Source organism: Variovorax boronicumulans NBRC 103145 (assembly GCF_001591345.1).
Taxonomy (GTDB): Bacteria; Pseudomonadota; Gammaproteobacteria; order Burkholderiales; family Burkholderiaceae_C; genus Variovorax; species Variovorax boronicumulans.
Genome location: NZ_BCUS01000137.1, coordinates 1 through 15,166 on the forward strand (window position 1 = coordinate 1; position 15,166 = coordinate 15,166).

14 protein-coding genes and 1 pseudogene are annotated in these 15,166 nt (G+C 68.7%); 9 read left to right on the plus strand and 6 right to left on the minus strand.

Translation table 11 applies throughout. The features are described from left to right. The 4 genes and pseudogenes from aroE to VBO01S_RS27145 all read right to left on the minus strand — a co-directional run. Nucleotides 1-412 (minus strand): annotated as a pseudogene (gene aroE / locus VBO01S_RS27130) (shikimate dehydrogenase); the annotation flags it as partial. A 34-nt stretch (nt 413-446) separates the two neighbouring features. Continuing rightward, nucleotides 447-1,298, minus strand: coding sequence for an energy transducer TonB (locus VBO01S_RS27135; RefSeq protein WP_062481214.1), 852 nt, complete (start codon nt 1,296-1,298; stop codon nt 447-449). A 49-nt stretch (nt 1,299-1,347) separates the two neighbouring features. Continuing rightward, nucleotides 1,348-3,417, minus strand: coding sequence for a ribonuclease catalytic domain-containing protein (locus tag VBO01S_RS27140; protein WP_062481217.1), 2,070 nt, complete (start codon nt 3,415-3,417; stop codon nt 1,348-1,350). A 136-nt stretch (nt 3,418-3,553) separates the two neighbouring features. Continuing rightward, nucleotides 3,554-4,150, minus strand: a complete 597-nt coding sequence (locus VBO01S_RS27145; RefSeq protein ID WP_062481219.1) for a YqiA/YcfP family alpha/beta fold hydrolase — start codon at nt 4,148-4,150, stop codon at nt 3,554-3,556. Nucleotides 4,151-4,440: 290 nt separating this feature from the next. On the opposite strand from VBO01S_RS27145, the gene VBO01S_RS27150 reads away from it, so the two are divergent. From VBO01S_RS27150 to VBO01S_RS27175, 6 genes are all read left to right on the plus strand, one after another. After that, nucleotides 4,441-5,184 carry a response regulator gene (locus tag VBO01S_RS27150; protein ID WP_062481220.1) on the plus strand — a complete coding sequence of 248 codons (744 nt, stop codon included), beginning with the start codon at nt 4,441-4,443 and terminating at the stop codon, nt 5,182-5,184. A 6-nt stretch (nt 5,185-5,190) separates the two neighbouring features. Continuing rightward, nucleotides 5,191-7,026: a sensor histidine kinase gene (locus VBO01S_RS27155; protein ID WP_062481222.1), complete on the plus strand. Its 1,836-nt coding sequence runs from the start codon at nt 5,191-5,193 to the stop codon at nt 7,024-7,026. Nucleotides 7,027-7,061: 35 nt separating this feature from the next. Next, entirely contained in the window at nt 7,062-8,216 is a 1,155-nt protein-coding gene (rodA, locus tag VBO01S_RS27160) for a rod shape-determining protein RodA (RefSeq protein WP_062481224.1), read from the plus strand. A 48-nt stretch (nt 8,217-8,264) separates the two neighbouring features. Next, nucleotides 8,265-9,725: a metalloprotease TldD gene (gene tldD / locus VBO01S_RS27165; protein ID WP_062481226.1), complete on the plus strand. Its 1,461-nt coding sequence runs from the start codon at nt 8,265-8,267 to the stop codon at nt 9,723-9,725. A gap of 81 nt (nt 9,726-9,806) precedes the next feature. Beyond that, a complete protein-coding gene (locus VBO01S_RS27170; RefSeq protein ID WP_062481228.1) occupies nt 9,807-10,346 on the plus strand; it encodes a hypothetical protein in 540 nt (179 codons plus the stop codon). A 235-nt stretch (nt 10,347-10,581) separates the two neighbouring features. Beyond that, the gene (locus VBO01S_RS27175) at nt 10,582-11,700 is read left to right on the plus strand and encodes a 3-deoxy-7-phosphoheptulonate synthase (RefSeq protein ID WP_062481230.1); all 1,119 of its coding nucleotides are present in this window, start codon (nt 10,582-10,584) and stop codon (nt 11,698-11,700) included. Nucleotides 11,701-11,711: 11 nt separating this feature from the next. On the opposite strand, the gene VBO01S_RS27180 is transcribed toward VBO01S_RS27175, so the two are convergent. Together VBO01S_RS27180 and mpl are read right to left on the minus strand one after the other, a co-directional pair. Then, nucleotides 11,712-12,221 carry a cupin domain-containing protein gene (locus VBO01S_RS27180; RefSeq protein WP_062481231.1) on the minus strand — a complete coding sequence of 170 codons (510 nt, stop codon included), beginning with the start codon at nt 12,219-12,221 and terminating at the stop codon, nt 11,712-11,714. Continuing rightward, nucleotides 12,221-13,630, minus strand: coding sequence for a UDP-N-acetylmuramate:L-alanyl-gamma-D-glutamyl-meso-diaminopimelate ligase (mpl, locus tag VBO01S_RS27185; RefSeq protein WP_062481233.1), 1,410 nt, complete (start codon nt 13,628-13,630; stop codon nt 12,221-12,223). The genes VBO01S_RS27180 and mpl overlap by 1 nt, the downstream gene beginning before the upstream one ends. A 101-nt stretch (nt 13,631-13,731) precedes the next feature. On the opposite strand from mpl, the gene VBO01S_RS27190 reads away from it, so the two are divergent. The 3 genes from VBO01S_RS27190 to VBO01S_RS33320 all read left to right on the plus strand — a co-directional run. Then, the gene (locus tag VBO01S_RS27190; protein ID WP_062481235.1) at nt 13,732-14,328 is read left to right on the plus strand and encodes a hypothetical protein; all 597 of its coding nucleotides are present in this window, start codon (nt 13,732-13,734) and stop codon (nt 14,326-14,328) included. Beyond that, nucleotides 14,328-14,888 carry a TlpA family protein disulfide reductase gene (locus VBO01S_RS27195; RefSeq protein WP_062481237.1) on the plus strand — a complete coding sequence of 187 codons (561 nt, stop codon included), beginning with the start codon at nt 14,328-14,330 and terminating at the stop codon, nt 14,886-14,888. The genes VBO01S_RS27190 and VBO01S_RS27195 overlap by 1 nt, the downstream gene beginning before the upstream one ends. A 101-nt stretch (nt 14,889-14,989) precedes the next feature. Further along, nucleotides 14,990-15,166: DUF8684 domain-containing protein (locus tag VBO01S_RS33320; RefSeq protein ID WP_502688672.1), on the plus strand; the 177-nt coding region annotated here is incomplete at its 3' end.

Consider the following 15,166-nt stretch of genomic DNA (forward strand, 5'->3'; position numbering starts at 1 on the left):
CCGCACCGCCGGCGCCGATCAGCAGCAGCGACCGGCCCGCCAGCGGCACGCCGGCGTTGCGCACGATGTCGTTGACCAGGCCGATGCCGTCGGTGTTGTCGGCGTGGATGCTGCCGTCGGCCTCGAAGCGCAGCGTGTTCACGGCCTGCGCCAGCGTGGCGCGCTCGCTGGTGTGCTGCGCGAGCGCGGCGGCGTCGAACTTGAAGGGCACGGTGACGTTGCAGCCGCGTGCGGTGTCGCCCTGCGCGGCAGCCTCGCTGCGGAAGGCGGCGATGCCTTCGGCGAAGGCGCCGATCGGCACCAGCCGCCGGCCGTAGGCCATCGGTTGGCCGCAGAGTTCGGCAAAGCGCGCGTGGATGCGGGGCGAGCGGCTGTGCTCGACGGGGTTGCCCATGACGCAGTACTGATCCATGGCCGATGCTCCGTGTTCTGCTGGGGTGCTGTTGCTATTGGGACGACAGCTCGATGGTCTCGTCGCGCGTGAACTTGAAGCGCGACTGCAGCACGATCTGGTCGGTCTGCTTGCGCATGGCGTCGGTGAATTTGCCGAAGTTGCCGACGCTGCGCACGATGGCCTGGGCACGGCGGTCGAGCGTGGTGTTGCCCGAGCTCTCGTCGACCACGGTGTCGAGCACGCGCCCGTCGTGGTTGATGGTGACCGTCATCTTGAGTTCGCCGTAGAGCTTCTTGCCGGCGGCGGTCGGGAAGTTCTCGGTGCCCTTGACCTCGATGCGCCGGCGCAGCGTGTCGACGTACAGCGCGTAGGCCGCCTCGCGCGTGGCGGGGCTCAGGTAGCGCTTCTTGGGGCGCGCGTTTTCCTCGTTCACGCGGCGCTCGATCTCGGCGAGCAGCGCGACCATCTGGCGGCGCTTTTCCTCGCGCGCGGCGGCCTCGGTCGGGTCGCCGGCCTGGCGCGGGTCGGGCACGGGCATGGCGGCCAGCTCGCGCTTGAGCTGCGCCAGCATCTGCATCTGCTGGGCCTGCATGGCCTCGACCTGGCGGCGCGATTCCTCGAACGAGTCGCCCATGGTGGTGAAGCTCGACGGCGGCAGCGGGCTGGTGGCCCGGCCCTTGTCGAGGTCGCCGCCGCCCGCGAGCGTGGTCTGTGCCATCACGCGGGCCGCGGGGTCGGGCTTGTCGTTGGTCTTGCTGTTGACCAGGATGACCTCGAGCGGGGTTTCGCTGAAGACCCGGTTGAACGATTCGGGATCGACGAAGCGCACCGCGAGCAACGCGGCATGCGCGATGACCGACACGCCCAGAGCGATCTGCAGCGTGCTGAGGTCCTTGAGATTCATTCTCGAAACTCCTCCAGGGGTCGCGTGTCTCCGGTCGTTCGACCGGGGGTCATGCAGGCGTGGTCGTCGCCGGGTCGGGTGCGGCCTCGGTGTCGCTCAGGTCGACCGCGATGGCGATCGGGCCGGCGACTTCTTCCTCGTCGTCCTCGCCGCCGTCAGCGGCTGCGGCATCGGCCTGCGGCACGTCGAAGCGTTCGAGCACGGTGCCGCTCACGTCGAGCGCGATCTCGTCGATCTCGCCGAGCTTCACGCGCACGCGCGCGCCGCGCTCCTGCTGGCCGGCCACCGGGAACACCAGCGGCAGCGTGTCGGCACGCACCAGCGCGCCGTTGGGAATGTCCTTGATGACCGTGGCTTCGAGTTCGGTGATGCCCTGCTGCTGCAGGTACTTCAGCGTCCAGAAGCGCTCCATGCCGCCCTGGTAGGCGTTGTACGTGGCGTAGGCCGCGTCGAAGCCCGACAGGATCGAGAACAGGTCGGCATCCTTCGGCTTGAACGGCGCGGCCAGCGCGGCGGTCTTGCCGTGGCGCGCGGCCGCGATGATCTGCCACTGGTTCACGAGGTCGGTGTAGCGGCGCAGCGGCGAGGTGCTCCAGGCGTAGCTCTTCACGCCCAGGCCCGCGTGCGGCAGCGCGCGCGTGCCCATGCGCACCTTGATGCCGGGTGCCAGGCTGGCCTGGCTGCGGTACAGGCCCGGCACGCCGAGCTCGCCGAGCCAGCCGCCCCAGCTGCTGTTGGCCAGGATCATGGCCTCGGACACGATCAGGTCGAGCGGCGCGCCGCGCTGGCGCGTGCTGATCTGCACCTGCTCGTTGCCCGTGGGCTCGGCGCCGTCGTTGCCGACGAGGCGGAAGTTGTAGTCGGGCCGGCTGAAGTTCTCGGGCTTGCCGCGCACCACTTCGCGCTGCGCCTTCAGGTGCTTGGCCAGGCGGAACAGGAAGCTCAGCGGCGCGCGCAGCTTCGCGGCGGCGTCGGGGGTGTTGTCGGAGTTGAAGGTGGCGTCTTCGAGCCAGGGCTGCGTGACGACGGCGTCGAGCTGGTCGTGGCGCAGGTTGGCGACGATCGGCACGCGCTCGAGTTTCGTTTCGGTGCCCTGCAACTCCAGCGTGGCTTCGTCGAAGCGCGCATAGAGCGACACGGCCGGGCGGTCGCCGCCTTCGAGCAGCGTGTAGGTGTCGACCACCTCGTCGGGCAGCATGGTGATCTTGTAGCCTGGCATGTACACGGTGGACATGCGCGCACGCGCCACGGCGTCGATGGCGCTGCCCGGCGTGAGTGCCAGGCCCGGCGCGGCGATGTGGATGCCGACCGTGATGGTGCCGCTGCCCATGCCCTGCACGGACAGCGCGTCGTCGATTTCGGTGGTCTGCGAGTCGTCGATCGAGAAGGCGCGCACGCCTTCGGCCAGCGGCAGGTCGTCGGCGACGGCCGGCGCCGCGAGCGCGGGAAAGCCCGTGCCCTTGGGGAAGTTCTCGAACAGGAAGCGCCGCCAGTGGAACTGGTAGGGCGAATCGATGGCGCCGGCGCGCTCCAGCAGGTCGAGCGGCGGGCGCTGCGTGGCGCGCGCGGCGTCGACCACGGCCTTGTATTCGGGCGCGTTCTTGTCGGGCTTGAACAGGATCTTGTAGAGCTGTTCGCGGATCGCCGGCGGGCACACGCCCTCGGCCAGCTGGCCCGCCCATTCGACGATCTGCGCCTGGATGGCCTTCTTCTTCTCGATGGCGGCCAGCGCCTGCTGCACGATCTCGGCGGGCGCCTTCTTGAAGCGTCCCTTGCCCGCGCGGCGGAAGTAGTGCGGCGCCTCGAACAGCGCGAACAACGCTGCGGCCTGCTGCGCGAGCGTGGGCTTCTCGCTGAAATAGTCGGCCGCCAGGTCGGCAAAGCCGAACTCGCCTTCGGCCGCGAATTCCCAGGCGAGGTCGAGGTCCATGGCGGCGGCGAGCGTGCGCGCCTCGGCCATCAGCTCGGCCGGGGACGGTTTCTCGAAACGCAGAACGATGTTGGCGCCCTTGACCTTGACGCGCTTGCCGGTCTCGAGCTCGACCTGTGCCGAGGCTTCGGCTTCCGACAGGATGCGGCCGCCGAGGTATTTGCCGGCTTCTTCAAACAATACAAACATCCGGCGATTCTCCCACGCTGGATCAGGAGCTCCCTTGCCGGGGATGCCGCGGAACCGGCTTTGCCGGGCCGCAGGCATCGCCCCCGGAAGGGGGTTGGCGAAGCGACACGCAGTGCGCGAAGCCTGGGGGAGAGCTTTAGACGACGGGGTTGATGAACGCCATCACGTCGTCGAGGTGCGCTTTTTCGAAATCGGACAGCGCATGATCGCCGCCCTCGAGCAGCTTGATGCGGCTGTCGGGGTAGCGCGCCGACATCTCGTGCCAGTCGAGCGCCTCGTCGCCCTTGGCGATGATCGCGAACAGGCGCTCCGGCCGCGTGAGCGCGCCGATTTCCATGGCGCGCAGCTCCTGGATGAACTCCGGCTGGAAGTAGAAGTGCTCGGCCGGATCGTGCCAGGCGGTCTGGCTGCCGATGTAGCGCGTGAGGTCGCGCGCCGGGTGCACCGCGGGGTTGAGCAGCACGGCGCGGCAACGGGTCATGCCGGCCACGTAGGTGGCGTAGAAACCGCCCAGCGACGAACCGATCACCGCCATCGACTTGCGCGGCCAGTGCGCGATGCCCTTCATCACCATGTCGATCGCATCGTGCGGCGACGGCGGCAGCTGCGGGCACCACCACTCCAGGTTCGGGTGCTCGCGCGCCACGTGCTTCGCCACCAGCCGCGCCTTGGTCGAGCGGGGCGACGAGCGGAAGCCGTGCAGATACAACAGATGGGTGGTTTGCGGTTCCATGGGAGGAGGTGACTGGGGTGCGCTGGTCGCGCCCCGTGGCCGGATTCAGACAATTTTGCATGAGGTCCGCACCGCCCACGGCGCGGTGACCCCACAAATCCCTGCGAATCGGCCCATGAGAAGGCCGCGAGGGCGTGGCTGGAATTCGAAAGTATTCACGGTGCGGCCGCGCAGGGGGCGGCGGTGCGGCGCAAGGGCGGAAAGAAGAGACAAGTTTCGTGACGCATCTGGCAGGGGGCATCCCATGAACGAGGGAGGCAGGCCCCACGTGGCGGTGGGTGCCCAGGCTTATGCTCCATCCCATGAACACCGAGGTACAGGATGACGGGATGCCACGCCGCTGGGGCGTGCTCGTGGTCGAGGACGACAGCCGCGCACGCGCCTTCTTCGAGGCCAGCGTGCAGCGCAGCCCGCGCCTGTTCTGGCTCGGCAGCGCCGGCACGGTGCAGGAAGCGCGCACCTGGCTGGCCGCGACCGCGACCATTCCCGACGTGCTGCTGGTCGACCTCGGCATGCCCGACGGCACCGGCCTGGACGTGATCCGCGACGCCGTCGCGCGCTTTCCCGGCTGCGAGCCGCTGGTGGTGTCGGTCTTCGGCGACGAGGAGAACGTGCTGGCCAGCATCGAGGCCGGTGCCGTCGGCTACATCCACAAGGACGCCGCACCGGAAGACATCGCGCAGACCATCGTCGAGATGAAGGCCGGCGCCTCGCCGATCTCGCCCATGATCGCGCGCCGCGTGCTCGCCAAGTACCGCAGCCTGCAGGCCGCCGTGCCGGGCACCACTGGCGCGGCGCCGGCGGAGACGGCGCTCGACGAGGCCGACCGCGGCCTGCTTTCGGCGCGCGAGCACGAGGTGCTGACGCTGATCGCGCGCGGCTTCTCGTACGCCGAGATCGCGCGCCTCAAGGGCCTGAGCGTGCACACGGTGCAGACCCACATCAAGAACCTCTACGGCAAGCTCGCGGTGCATTCCAAGAGCGAAGCGGTGTTCGAGGCCACGCGCCTCGGCCTGCTGTCCCACCCGGGCTGAGGGCGGATGCTGCGGCGGCTGGCGTTCCTGTGCCTGCTCGGGCTGGCGGCGCTGCTTGCCGCGGGGCGCGCCGCCGCAGGGGAGACGCAGGGGCCGATCGAACTGCGCCACGCCAGGGTGACCACCACCATCGACGGTGTCGTGCAGACCGAAGCGGTCGACCTGTCCTACCACTGGGACCGCCGGCACCGCGGCCGCACCGGCTTCGCGAGCTTCGAGCTGCCGTTCCGGGTCGAGACCCTGCCCGAGGTGCCCTGGGGCGTCTTCATTCCCCGCGCCGGCAGCGTCTTCGAGGTGCAGCTCAATGGCGCGCTGCTGCAGTCCTATGGTGACCTCGGCCAGGGCAACCGCGCCGACTACGCGAAGGCGCCCGTCTACGTGCCGGTGCCCGGGCGGCTGCTGAAAGAGGGCGAGAACCTGCTGCAGATCCGCATCCGCGCCGACAGCGAACGGCGCGCCGGCCTGTCGCGCGTCACCATCGGGCCGGCGACGCCGGTGCGCACCGCGCTGTTCGAAGGCGCCTACGCCTGGCGCTTCACGGGGTCGGTGCTGCTGACGGCGTTCAGCCTCATCGTCGGCAGCATCGCGCTGGCGCTGTGGTTCACCCAGGTCGACACCGGCGCGACCGGCCGCCGCCAGCGCGACGCCCTCTATTTCTGGGCCGCGGTCGCCGAGTTCTGCTGGGCGCTGCGCGTGGCCGACGCCATGATTCCCGAGCCGCCACTTCCGTGGCAGCTGTGGGGCGTGCTGATGGCCGGCTGCTACGCGGGCTGGGCCGCGTCCGCCATGATGTTCTGCTACCACCTGGCCGACTGGGCGCAGAGCCCGCGCACGCGCTGGGTGCGTTGGCCGACGGCGGCCGTGGTGGCCGGCACCGTGGTGTTCACCTGGCTGGCGCTGAACCGCGAGGAGCCGCGCTGGCTCACGGCCTGGCTGGCGGTCGAGATCACGATCGTCGTCGGCTTCGTGATCGCCTTTGCCGTCGCCACGGTGCGCCGGCCCAGCGTCGAGCGGCTGCTGGTGGCCGGCGCCGCGCTGGTCACGGTGGCCTTCGGCACGCGCGACTGGCTGGTGATCCGCCTGAGCGACGCCTACGGCGAAACCACCTGGGTGCGCTATTCCTCGGTGATGTTCGGCGTGGCGCTGCTGCTGATCGTGCTGCGGCGCTTCCACTTCGCGAGCGTGCAGGCGCGCGGCTGGGTCAAGACGCTGGCCGACCGGGTGGCGCAGCGCGAACGCGAACTGGCCTCCACCTACGCCGAGCTGGAAGAGGTGGCCCGCGACCAGGCGCGCACCCACGAGCGCGAGCGCATCCTGCGCGACATGCACGACGGCGTGGGCTCGCACATCAGCTCGGCGATCCGCCAGTTGCAGTCGGGCCAGACCAGCCCCGAGGAGCTGCTGCGCACCCTGCGCGACTCGCTCGATCAGCTCAAGCTGTCGATCGATTCCATCCACCTGCCGCCCGGCGACATCGGCGCGCTGCTGGCGGCGCTGCGCTACCGGCTGGAGCCCCGGCTGGCGGCCGCGGACATCGCCTTCGAATGGGGCGTGGACGAACTGCCCCCGGTGACGCAGCTCGACGCCCATGCCACGCGGCAGCTGCAGTTCCTGCTGTTCGAGGCCATCTCGAACGTGCTGCAGCACGCCCACGCGAGCGCGCTGCGCATCGAGGCCGACGCGCGCGACGGCGCCGTGCGTCTGCGGGTGATCGACAACGGCGTGGGCTTCGACGCCGCCGAGGTGCCGGAGGCGCTGTCCAAGCGCGCCGCCGCCATCGGAGCCCGGCTGGCGATCGAAAGCCGACCGGGGCGCACGGTCGTTCAGCTCGTTTTCGACTGAAGGGGCGGGCGGGGCAGGGATAATCCGCCCCCATCATGTCTGCCGTGTTCAACCAGCCCTCCCTGGCGCGTCGCATTGCGCCCATCTTCCAGGGCTTCGACGGCTTCCTGGCCTTTGCCGTGATGCTGCTCGCCTTTGCCGGGCTGCTCACCATGTATTCCTCCGGCTACGACCATGGCACGCGCTTTCTCGACCATGGGCGCAACATGCTGCTGGCCGGCGGCATCATGTTCGTGGTGGCGCAGGTGCCGCCGCAGCGGCTCATGGCGTTCGCCGTGCCGCTGTATGCGGCCGGGGTGGCGCTGCTGATCGCGGTGGCGCTGTTCGGCATCACCAAGAAGGGCGCCCAGCGCTGGATCAACGTGGGCGTGGTGATCCAGCCCAGCGAAATCCTCAAGATCGCCATGCCGCTGATGCTGGCCTGGTGGTTCCAGCGCCGCGAAGGCCAGTTGCGCCCGCTCGACTTCGTGGTGGCGACGCTGCTGCTGGCGGTGCCCGTCGGGCTCATCATGAAGCAGCCCGACCTGGGCACCTCGCTGCTGGTGCTGGCGGCCGGGCTGGCGGTGATCTTCTTTGCCGGGCTGCCGTGGAAGCTGATCGTGCCGCCGGTGGTGCTCGGCGCGGTGGCCATCACGCTGATCGTGGGTTTCGAGTCGCAGCTGTGCGTCGACGGCGTCGACTGGCGCGTGCTGCACGACTACCAGAAGCAGCGCGTGTGCACGCTGCTCGACCCCAGCAAGGACCCGCTGGGCAAGGGCTTCCACATCATCCAGGGGATGATCGCCATCGGCTCGGGCGGCGTGGGCGGCAAGGGCTTCATGCAGGGCACGCAGACGCACCTCGAGTTCATTCCCGAGCGCACGACCGACTTCATCTTCGCGGCGTACTCCGAGGAATTCGGCCTGATCGGCAACCTGGCGCTGATCGCGGCCTTCATCCTGCTGATCTTCCGCGGGCTGACCATCGCGCTGAACGCGCCCACGCTGTTCTCGCGCCTGCTGGCCGGGGCGGTGACCATGATCTTCTTCACCTACGCCTTCGTGAACATGGGCATGGTCAGCGGCATCCTGCCCGTGGTGGGCGTGCCGCTGCCGTTCATCAGCTACGGCGGCACCGCCATGGTCACGCTGGGGCTGGGGCTGGGCATCCTGATGTCGATCGCGCGGGCCCGCAAACTCGCCCAGAACTAGAGTCCCCCGGGGCGGCACGGACGGGGGCGGCTGCCTAGAATGGCAGCCATGATCTCCCGCGAACCCACCATCGAGCGCTTGGCTATAGCGCAACAGCTCCTGCTCACGCCGTTCGGCCTGGACGAATCGCACCTGAGCAAGGCCCTGGCCGAGATCACCGCGCACCGCGTGGACGATGCCGACCTGTACTTCCAGTACACCCGCAGCGAGGGCTGGAGCCTCGAGGAAGGCATCGTCAAGACGGGCAGCTTCAGCATCGACCAGGGCGTCGGCGTGCGCGCCGTGAGCGGCGAGAAAACCGCCTTTGCCTATTCGGACGACATCTCCGAGGCCTCGTTGCTCGACGCAGCGCGCACGGTGCGTTCCATTTCCTCCGCCGGGCGCACCGCGCGCGTGAAGACCGTGCCGCGCAAGATCGCCTCCAGCCGCTCGCTCTACGGCGGCATCGACCCCATCGCCACGCTCGACAGCACGGCCAAGGTGAAGCTGCTCGAGAAGGTCGAGCAGCTCGCCCGCTCGCGCGACCCGCGTGTGGCGCAGGTCATGGCCGGCCTGGCCAGCGAGTACGACGTGGTGATGGTGGCGCGCGCCGACGGCACGCTGGCGGCCGACGTGCGGCCGCTGGTGCGGCTGTCGGTCACCGTGATCGCCGAGCAGAACGGGCGCCGCGAGGTCGGCTCGGGCGGCGGCGGTGGGCGCTTCGGCCTGGCCTATTTCACCGATGAGCAGATCGCCGAGTACGTCGACCACGCCGTGAAGGCCGCGCTGACCAACCTCGACGCCCGCCCGGCCCCGGCCGGCGAGATGACCGTGGTGCTCGGTTCGGGCTGGCCCGGCATCCTGCTGCACGAAGCCATCGGCCACGGCCTGGAGGGCGACTTCAACCGCAAGGGCTCGAGCGCTTTCTCGGGCCGCATCGGCCAGCGCGTGGCGGCCAAGGGCGTCACGGTGCTCGACGACGGCACCATCGCCGACCGCCGCGGCTCGCTCAACGTGGACGACGAAGGCCACGCCAGCCAGCGCAACGTGCTGATCGAGGACGGCATCCTCAAGGGCTACATCCAGGACTCGATGAACGCCCGCCTCATGAAGGTCAAGCCCACGGGCAACGGCCGTCGCGAGAGCTACGCCCACGTGCCGATGCCGCGCATGACCAACACCTACATGCTCGGTGGCGACAAGGACCCGCAGGAAATCGTCGCCAGCATCAAGAAGGGCCTGTACGCCACCAACTTCGGCGGCGGGCAGGTCGACATCACGAGCGGCAAGTTCGTGTTCTCGGCCAGCGAGGCCTTCTGGGTCGAGAACGGCAAGATCCAGTACCCGGTGAAGGGCGCGACCATCGTGGGCAACGGCCCCGACGCGCTCACCCGCGTGACCATGATCGGCAACGACATGGCGCTCGATTCGGGCGTCGGCACCTGCGGCAAGGAAGGCCAGAGCGTGCCCGTGGGCGTCGGCCAGCCGACCCTTCGCATCGACGGCCTGACGGTAGGTGGAACGGCTTAGGACTTTCGGCACTTGCCGGCTGTTTCATTCGGTTGCTAAGCTGCGCTCCTTTTTGCGAACGACGATTCAAGGAGCATTTCAATGGGGAACAGGATCAATTCGCCCGCCGTGCTGTGGGCCGCGACCGCCGTGGTCGCGCTGGCCACAGCCGGTTGCGCATCGCGCGGCGGTTCGGGCAGCCAGCCCGCCGCCGCACCGGCACCCGCCCCGGCCGCTGCCGCGCCTGCGGCGCCCAGCGGTTCGAAGGCCGGCATGGACGCACGCGGCAACGTGGTGGATTCTTCCAAGGTCGAGGCCGGCAGCGGCCGCACCGTCAAGGGCCTGAACGGTTTCGAGGGCGAGATCACCGGCAACCCGGCGCGCAACAGCAAGTTCACGCGCCTGCAGATCGGCATGAGCACCAAGCAGGTCACCGACCTCGCCGGCCAGCCCACCGACCAGGGCGCCTACATCACCGGCAAGGCCTGGATTCCCTTCTACTTCGGCAGCGACCGCCATCGCTTCGAGATGACCTACAAGGGCCAGGGCCGCCTGATCTTCGCGGGCGGCGGCATGGGCGATTTCAGCAGCGGCAACCTGATCTGGATCATCCACAACGCCAACGAATCGGGCTACAGGTAAAAACAACACCGACCCGGCCGCCTGGCCGGGTTTTTGTTTTCCGTGTTACATTCCGCCCACATGTCCGCCCTCCGCGCTTACTTTTTTGCCTACTTTTGGTTCCCGGTTTCCGGCGGACGAGAGGCGAGCGCGTAAAGCAAACGAACACCCTCCCAGAACCGCCGGTGGCTTCCAGCCCCCGGCGGTTTTTTTATGCCCTGACGATTTTTCATTCACACCAACAAGGAAGAGAACCATGAGCACGAACACCCCTCCCGCCGGCGACAGCTGGTATGCGAGCGTCGAAAAAACCAGCAAGACCGACGACGAACGCATCAAGGACATCAACGTGCTCCCCCCTCCCGAACATCTGATCCGCTTCTTCCCGATCCGCGGCACGCCGATCGAAACGCTGATCACCGGCACCCGCCGCGGCATCCACAACATCATGGCCGGCAAGGACGACCGGCTGCTGGTGATCATGGGCCCGTGTTCGATCCACGACCCGGCCGCGGCCCTCGAGTACGCCCGCCGCCTCAAGGCCGAGCGCGACAAGTACGCCGGCACGCTGGAGATCGTGATGCGCGTGTACTTCGAGAAGCCGCGCACCACGGTCGGCTGGAAGGGGCTCATCAACGACCCGTACCTGGACGAGAGCTACCGCATCGACGAAGGCCTGCGCATCGCGCGCCAGCTGCTGATCGACATCAACCGCCTGGGCCTGCCGGCGGGCAGCGAGTTCCTCGACGTGATCTCGCCGCAGTACATCGGCGACCTGATCGCCTGGGGCGCCATCGGTGCGCGCACCACCGAAAGCCAGGTGCACCGCGAACTGGCCTCGGGCCTGTCGGCCCCCATCGGTTTCAAGAACGGCACCGACGGCAACATCCGCATCGCCACCGACGCCATCCAGGCCGCGGCGCGCGGCCACCACTTCCTGTCGGTGCACAAGAACGGCCAGGTCGCGATCGTGCAGACCAACGGCAACCGCGACTGCCATGTGATCCTGCGCGGCGGCAAGACGCCGAACTACGACGCCGCCAGCGTCGAAGCGGCCTGCAAGGACCTCGAAGCCGCCAAGCTGCCGCCCACGCTCATGGTCGACTGCAGCCACGCCAACAGCTCCAAGCAGCACCAGAAGCAGATCGACGTGGCCAAGGACATCGCCGGCCAGATCGCCGGCGGTTCGAAGCGCGTGTTCGGTGTGATGATCGAAAGCCACCTGCAGGCGGGCGCCCAGAAGTTCACGCCGGGCAAGGACCAGCTGTCGGGCCTGGAGTACGGCAAGAGCATCACCGATGCGTGCATCGGCTGGGACGATTCGGTGCAGGTGCTCGAGACCTTGTCCCAAGCCGTCAAGCAGCGCCGGGGCTGAAGCGCAACTAGTTAGAGCATGCTGGCCAGGTCGGGCCAGTGGTGCCGCATCGACGCCGCCTCGTCGCTGCCCTGCGGCACCAGCGAGAAGTCGGCGAAGTCGAAGCCCGGCCCGACCATGCAGGCGACCAGCGTGTAGTCGCCGCTCGCGTGGCCCTGGATCGGGCGCGCGGCCTGCCACTGGCCAGCGGGCACCACGTGCTGCGGCCGGGTGCCGTGCACATCGACCGGACCCAGCCTCACGTGGGCCGGCGCGGTCCGCATCGCGGCGTCGCAGGTCCACAGCGCCAGCGGCACACCTTCCAGGTGCACCCAGACTTCGTCGGACAGCACCCGGTGCCAGCGCGAATGCTGGTGGGCTTCGAGCAGGAAATAGATGCTGGTCAGCGCGCTGCGCGGCGCGCGGCCGTCGGCGGGCGTCACGCTCGCGGCCGACCGGAACACCTCGCTGTACCAGCCGCCCTCGGGGTGGGGCTGGAGCTTCAGGGTGTCGATCAGTTCACGCGCGCGCATGCCGTTCATCATCCGTGGGCGGCGCGCAGGGCGTCCAGGAGTTTCTCGTGCACGCCGCCGAAGCCGCCGTTGCTCATGCAGACGATGTGATCGCCGGGCCGCGCGGCGGCCACGACCTGCTGCACCAGTGGCTCGATGGCGCCGGCGACCTGGGCGCGCGCGCCCATCGGTGCCAGCGCGGCGGCCGCGTCCCAGTCGAGGCCCGCCGTGTGGCAGAACGACAGGTCGGCCGATTCCAGGCTCCACGGCAGTTGCGCGGCCATCACGCCCAGCTTCATCGTGTTGCTGCGCGGCTCGAAGGCCGCGAGGATGCGCTCACTTTGCTTGCCGGCGTCGTCGAGCTTCTCGCGCAGCCCATCGAGCGTGGTGCGGATCGCGGTCGGGTGGTGCGCGAAGTCGTCGTAGACGGTGATCGCACCGCCGTTGCCCTCGACCGTGCCGCGCAATTCCATGCGGCGGCGCACGTTGCGAAAGCGCCCGAGCGCACGGGCCGCATCGGCCGGCGGCACGCCCACGTGGTCGGCTGCCGCGATGGCGGCCAGCGCGTTCATCTGGTTGTGCAGGCCTGAGAGTTCCCACTCGACCCGGCCGACCACTTCGCCTTGGTGCAGCACATCGAAGGCGTCGTGCGTGCCGCGCGCCTGCCATTCCGTGGCCGGGCCGCCGTCGCCGAAACGGGCGAGTTCGCTCCAGCAGCCCTGGGCCAGCACGCGCTGCAGGCTCTCTTCGGTGGCGTTCACCACCAGGCGCCCGGTGCCGGGCACGGTGCGCACGAGGTGATGGAACTGGCGCTCGATGGCGGCCAGATCGTCGAAGATGTCGGCGTGATCGAACTCCAGGTTGTTCAGCACCGCGGTGCGCGGCCGGTAGTGAACGAACTTGCTGCGCTTGTCGAAGAAGGCGGTGTCGTACTCGTCGGCCTCGATCACGAAGGCCGGGCCGTCGCCGAGGCGGGCCGACACGCCGAAGTCCAGCGGCACGCCGCCGACCAGGAAGCCGGGTGCCTTGCCGCCCTGTTCGAGCACCCAGGCGAGCATCGAGGTGGTGGTCGTCTTGCCGTGCGTGCCGGCCACCGCCAGCACATGGCGGCCCTGCAGCACGTGCTCGGCCAGCCACTGCGGGCCGCTGGTGTAGGGCTTGCCGGCGTCGAGGATGGCTTCCATCAGCGGGAACTTGGGGCTGCCGTCGGGCAGCCGGGCCCGCGAGACCACGTTGCCGACCACGAACATGTCGGGGGCGAGGGCCAGCTGGTCGGCGCCGAAGCCTTCGATCAGGTCGATGCCGAGCGCGCGCAGCTGGTCGCTCATCGGGGGGTACACGCCGGCGTCGCAGCCCGTGACCCGGTGGCCTGCTTCGCGTGCGAGGGCGGCCACACCGCCCATGAACGTGCCGCAGATACCCAGAATATGAATGTGCATCGGCCAATTCTAGGGAGGCGCTGCGGGTGCCCCGACGGCTTCGCCCCGGGCGCCGTACTGATGTTCATGTGAGGGACGTCCGCAGCGGGCAAAATGCCCCGATGGACACGTCCAAGCGTGAAATCGCCGCCGTTGCCGCCCGACTCGTCGTCGAGGAGGGGCTCGAGTACGGCCCGGCCAAGCGCCGGGCGCTGCGCGAACTCGGCCTCCCGACGCGCACCGCGCTGCCCAACAACGACGAGGTCGAGGCCGAGGTGCGCGACTACATCGCGGTCTTCTGCGCCGACACCCAGCCTCAGGAACTGCACGCACTGCGCCTGCTCGCGCTCGAGTGGATGGAGCGCATGGCCGTGTTCCGGCCGCATGTGGGCGGCGCCGTCTGGCACGGCACGGCCACACGTTTGTCAGACATTTATATTCAATTGTTCTGCGATGATTCCAAGTCGGCCGAAATCGCCCTGATCGATCACCACGTGGACTACGAGCCGCGCATGGTGACCGGCTTCCATGGCGAGCAGGTCGAAGCCCTCAGCGTCCATGCGCCGAGCCGGGCGCTGGGCGAGGAAATCGGGGTGCACCTGCTGGTGTACGACCTCGACGACCTGCGCGGCGCCCTCAAGCCCGACGCCCAGGGGCGCGCGCCGCGCGGCGACCTGAACGCGCTGCGCCGACGCATTGAACAAGAAAAGGACCAGTAATGACTTCAACGCCCACACGACGCGGCATGCTGTATGCCGGCGTGGCGGCAGTCGCTGCCGCGGCCGGCATTGCCGGCGCCTGGTGGCGGGAGCGCAATGACAGCGGCGTCGCGGCCACCGGCGGCGAAAAGCTCGATGCCGCCATGTTCTGGGACCAGCGCTTCGAGCGCCCCGAGGGCGGCGAGCTGGCCCTGTCGAGCCTGCGCGGCAAGCCCGTGCTGCTCAACTTCTGGGCCACGTGGTGCCCGCCCTGCGTCGAAGAAATGCCGATGATCGACGCCTTTTTCCGCGAACACGGCGCCAACGGCTGGCAAGTGGTGGGATTGGCCATCGACCAACCCAGTGCCGTGCGCAAGTTCCTGCAGCGCACGCCGGTCACCTACCCGACCGCGCTGGCCGGCTTGCAGGGCATGGAATTGGTGAAGAATCTGGGCAACACGGGGGGCGGCCTGCCGTTCACCTTGGTGCTCCATGCCGACGGTTCGGTGCTGGCTCGTAAAATGGGCAAGCTCGAAACGACCGACCTGGACGCTTGGCGACGCCAACTTGTTCACGGTTAGAATTTAAATACACAAGCTGGCGTTAGACGCCAAACGCCGAAAATCGACGGTTTTCGGTCAAGTTCTTTCCTAAAGACCGGCAAAGCTGGCACTGGAGTCCCATGGATCTGCGCAAACTCAAGACACTGATCGATCTGGTGTCCGAATCGAATATTTCCGAACTGGAAATCACCGAGACCGAAGGCAAGGTCCGCATCGTCAAGGGTGGCGGTGCCGCCCCCGTGCAGTACGTGCAGACCCTGGCCGCCGCGCCCGCCGTGGCAGCGCCCGCCGTGGCC

Excerpts from the sequence above, each read along its gene's own strand:
- VBO01S_RS27135 (WP_062481214.1), bottom strand. The coding sequence starts at position 1,298 with ATGAATCTCAAGGACCTCAGCACGCTGCAGATCGCTCTGGGCGTGTCG.
- VBO01S_RS27140 (WP_062481217.1), bottom strand. The coding sequence starts at position 3,417 with ATGTTTGTATTGTTTGAAGAAGCCGGCAAATACCTCGGCGGCCGCATC.
- VBO01S_RS27145 (WP_062481219.1), bottom strand. The coding sequence starts at position 4,150 with ATGGAACCGCAAACCACCCATCTGTTGTATCTGCACGGCTTCCGCTCG.
- VBO01S_RS27150 (WP_062481220.1), top strand. The coding sequence starts at position 4,441 with ATGCTCCATCCCATGAACACCGAGGTACAGGATGACGGGATGCCACGC.
- VBO01S_RS27155 (WP_062481222.1), top strand. The coding sequence starts at position 5,191 with ATGCTGCGGCGGCTGGCGTTCCTGTGCCTGCTCGGGCTGGCGGCGCTG.
- rodA (WP_062481224.1), top strand. The coding sequence starts at position 7,062 with ATGTCTGCCGTGTTCAACCAGCCCTCCCTGGCGCGTCGCATTGCGCCC.
- tldD (WP_062481226.1), top strand. The coding sequence starts at position 8,265 with ATGATCTCCCGCGAACCCACCATCGAGCGCTTGGCTATAGCGCAACAG.
- VBO01S_RS27170 (WP_062481228.1), top strand. The coding sequence starts at position 9,807 with ATGGGGAACAGGATCAATTCGCCCGCCGTGCTGTGGGCCGCGACCGCC.
- VBO01S_RS27175 (WP_062481230.1), top strand. The coding sequence starts at position 10,582 with ATGAGCACGAACACCCCTCCCGCCGGCGACAGCTGGTATGCGAGCGTC.
- VBO01S_RS27180 (WP_062481231.1), bottom strand. The coding sequence starts at position 12,221 with ATGAACGGCATGCGCGCGCGTGAACTGATCGACACCCTGAAGCTCCAG.
- mpl (WP_062481233.1), bottom strand. The coding sequence starts at position 13,630 with ATGCACATTCATATTCTGGGTATCTGCGGCACGTTCATGGGCGGTGTG.
- VBO01S_RS27190 (WP_062481235.1), top strand. The coding sequence starts at position 13,732 with ATGGACACGTCCAAGCGTGAAATCGCCGCCGTTGCCGCCCGACTCGTC.
- VBO01S_RS27195 (WP_062481237.1), top strand. The coding sequence starts at position 14,328 with ATGACTTCAACGCCCACACGACGCGGCATGCTGTATGCCGGCGTGGCG.